Origin of the sequence: Mesorhizobium sp. M1E.F.Ca.ET.041.01.1.1 (assembly GCF_003997355.1) — a bacterium.
Taxonomy (GTDB): Bacteria; Pseudomonadota; Alphaproteobacteria; order Rhizobiales; family Rhizobiaceae; genus Mesorhizobium.
On the sequence record NZ_RZSL01000685.1, the window covers coordinates 1 to 2,849 of the forward strand.

The 2,849-nt window shown below is 63.7% G+C and carries 3 protein-coding genes; all 3 read right to left on the reverse strand.

The genetic code is table 11. The features are described from left to right. Positions 1 to 234: 234 nt before the first annotated feature. Entirely contained in the window at positions 235 to 1,233 is a 999-nt protein-coding gene (locus EOA38_RS32560; protein ID WP_127301158.1) for a tyrosine-type recombinase/integrase, read from the reverse strand. Further along, entirely contained in the window at positions 1,230 to 2,168 is a 939-nt protein-coding gene (locus EOA38_RS32565; protein WP_127301157.1) for a tyrosine-type recombinase/integrase, read from the reverse strand. The genes EOA38_RS32560 and EOA38_RS32565 overlap by 4 nt, the downstream gene beginning before the upstream one ends. Further along, a partial coding sequence (locus tag EOA38_RS32570; RefSeq protein WP_145966179.1) for a site-specific integrase occupies positions 2,165 to 2,849 on the reverse strand: 685 nt, incomplete at its 5' end. The genes EOA38_RS32565 and EOA38_RS32570, both read right to left, overlap by 4 nt.

Below are 2,849 nucleotides of genomic sequence, written 5' to 3' on the forward strand. Positions count from 1 at the left end.
GACAGGACGGCAGTGGAGGCGGGATCCACGTGCCCCATGAAGGTCGACAACTTGACCAGCTTGTCGGTGGGATTGCTTCCGTCGCGATACCATCGCAGAAGTCGCCCGACCGCAAAACTGTGCCGCTAATTCCGAGGTCGGAATTAGCGGCATAACTCCGAGTGCCGGATTATTCCGAGTGACGGCCGGGAGGCCAAAGAGTGCGGGCGATCTGTGGCTGTTGGGTCGGCATAATCAGAGGCTCTTCAGGAATGCAAGGAGATGGTCGTCGGGCTTGTAGCGGCCCAACCGGATGTCAGCCGTGTCGGTCTTCGCCAGAGCTTGCTCCTTGAGCTTCATGTCGGCCTGAAGATAGATGGCGGTGGTTTCGACCGACTCGTGGCCCAGCCACAGAGCAATGACCGAGCGGTCGACGCCGTGCTGGAGCAGGTCCATTGCCAGGGTATGCCTCAGGACATGCGGCGTTACGTGCTTGCTGGCCAGCGATGGGCAGTGGCGACGTGCGACGGCGAGGTGCTTGTTCAGCAGGTATTGAAGTGCGTCGTGACTCAATGATGTGCCGCTTATCGTCGGGAAGGCAGGATCGGAACTCCGGCCGCGTCGCTCGGCAAGCCAGGCACGCAGCACCGTGACCGTATCCTTGCGAAGCGGGGTGTTGCGGAGTTTTCGGCCCTTTCCCTGACATTGCACATAGGCGGCCGGGCCGAGGACGATGTCCTCGCAACAAAGGCCGACGATTTCGGCAGCACGCAGGCCGGTCTGCACGGCCAGCAACAGAAGCGCCCGGTCACGGCGCCCGCCCCAGCTGCCGAGGTCGGGGGCGGCGAGCAAGGCGGCGACTTCGACGCTGCTGAGGAAGGCGACCGGCCGGCGCACGTAACGCTTGCTCGGAATGGCGAGCACGCGCTGAGCCAATGCGCTGTGTTCCGGCGCATGCAAGGCCACATAGCGGAAGAAGGAATGGATGGCGGCAAGACGGACATTGCGGCTCCTGGCGCTGTTGTCGCGTTCGTGTTCGAGATGATCGAGGAAGGCGCCGAGGAACGCGGTGTCGAGATCCGGCAAGGTGACGTGCGAAGCCCCCTTGCGTAGCTGCCGCTGGGCATAGGCCAGCAGCAGGCAGAAGGTATCGCGGTAGCTCGCCAGCGTATGCGGGCTTGCTTGTCGTTGTCTGATGAGGCGATCGGTGAAGAAGGCCTCAAGAAGAGCGGGGAACGTTGGGGCGGCGCTCATGGGCGGGATTCCGGCTGAGATTGTTCCGCCCGCAGCAGCGCTTGCTGCAGCAGCTCCGGCGTTGCCGTCAAATACCAATAGGTGTCGGTGATGTGGGCATGGCCGAGATAGGTCGCCAACTCGGGCAGGTGGCGTTCGACATCGATGCCGTTGCGATACCAGCGCAGCAATGTTGTCACGGCCAGTCGGTGGCGAAGGTCGTGCAGACGCGGCCCATGGGAATCCTTAGAGCCGCGCAAACCGACCTCGCGCGACAGCTTGACGAACGTCCACCGCACGGCCCATTCGGTCAAACGCGTGCCCCGCTCGGAAAGGAAGAAGCTGGAGCTCAGGGGATTGGGGCATGAACGGTCTCGGCTGGCCGCATAGATTTTGAGAGCGTGTTGCGTCGAGGGGTGAAGCGGCACGTAGCGCGACTTGCCGAACTTCGTGTCGCGAACCGTCAGCACGCCATCAACGAGATCGGTGTCGCCGCGATCGAGACGCAGCGGTTCGTTGCAGCGCATGCCCGTCGCCGCGTACAAGCCGAAGAGCGTGGCATAGGTCTGCGGGCGAAGGCCGACTGTCGACGGCAAGCGCTTTGCCGCGTCGATCAGTCGGGTGATCTCTTCGTCGCGATAAATATAGGGCGACGATGGCCGACGATACCGGTGAGGAAGAAGGTCGGGCGGCGGGACGACGGTCCGCGGGTCAATGGCGCTGCAATAGCGCGCGAACCGGCGAACCATCGCCAACCGGTTGGCCCACTGGGCGGGCTGTGCCTCTGCCGGCTGCATGGCCCAGGCCAGGGCAATCTCGGTGGTGATGAAGGTGGCGCCGGAAGATTCGGCAAAGACAACGAAGCGCTGCAGCAACCGTCCGGAAAGACGCAGCTTATGGCCGAGGGCGCGGCGCGCGGCCAGGTACTCTTCGAGCGCCGCTTGCAACGCGCTCATGATGAGACTCCTGGCCAGGGTAGAGCAATGGCACGCAACGCCGCGATGTCGACTTTGGCATAGATCTGTGTCGTGTTCGGCTGGCTGTGGCGGAGAAGTTGACCGATTTCAACGAGCGAGGCGCCGCGGCGCAGCAGATCGGTGGCGAGTGAGTGACGCAACAGGTGCGCGCCCTTGAACGCCGGCGTCAGACCGGTGCGCTTGAGCGCACGATGGACGATGCAGCAAATAGTCGAAGGGCTGACAAAACTCCGTCTGGGTGCCTTTATGCGAATGAAGACGCGGCGTGTTGAGCAAGCAGGCCGATCCTGCCGCAGATAGTCGACCAAGGCGGCACCGACATCCGCCGGCAGTGGCAGCCGCGCCAGCCGTTGACCCTTGCCATGCACGACGATCTCGCCGCAATCCCAGTCGAGATCGTCCAGGGTCAAGGCCGAGACTTCGCCACCCCGTAAGCCGAGGCGCGCGAGCAGCATCAGAACCGCGTAGTCCCTGCGGCCGGCCGGTGTTCTCCTGTCGCAAGACGCAAGGAGCCGTTCGACCTGATCGGCAGGCAGCGCCTTCGGCAGGTGTGCCAAGCGCCAGCCGGCGATCCCAGGCACCGCGACAGCGAGATCGGTGGCAAGCAACCCGCGTTGCTGGAGGAAGCGCAGAAACGAACGCAGTGCGGTGACCACCAAC

Bases quoted from the DNA above. Each gene is read 5' to 3' on its own strand.
- EOA38_RS32560 (WP_127301158.1), bottom strand. From the start codon at position 1,233: ATGAGCGCCGCCCCAACGTTCCCCGCTCTTCTTGAGGCCTTCTTCACC.
- EOA38_RS32565 (WP_127301157.1), bottom strand. From the start codon at position 2,168: ATGAGCGCGTTGCAAGCGGCGCTCGAAGAGTACCTGGCCGCGCGCCGC.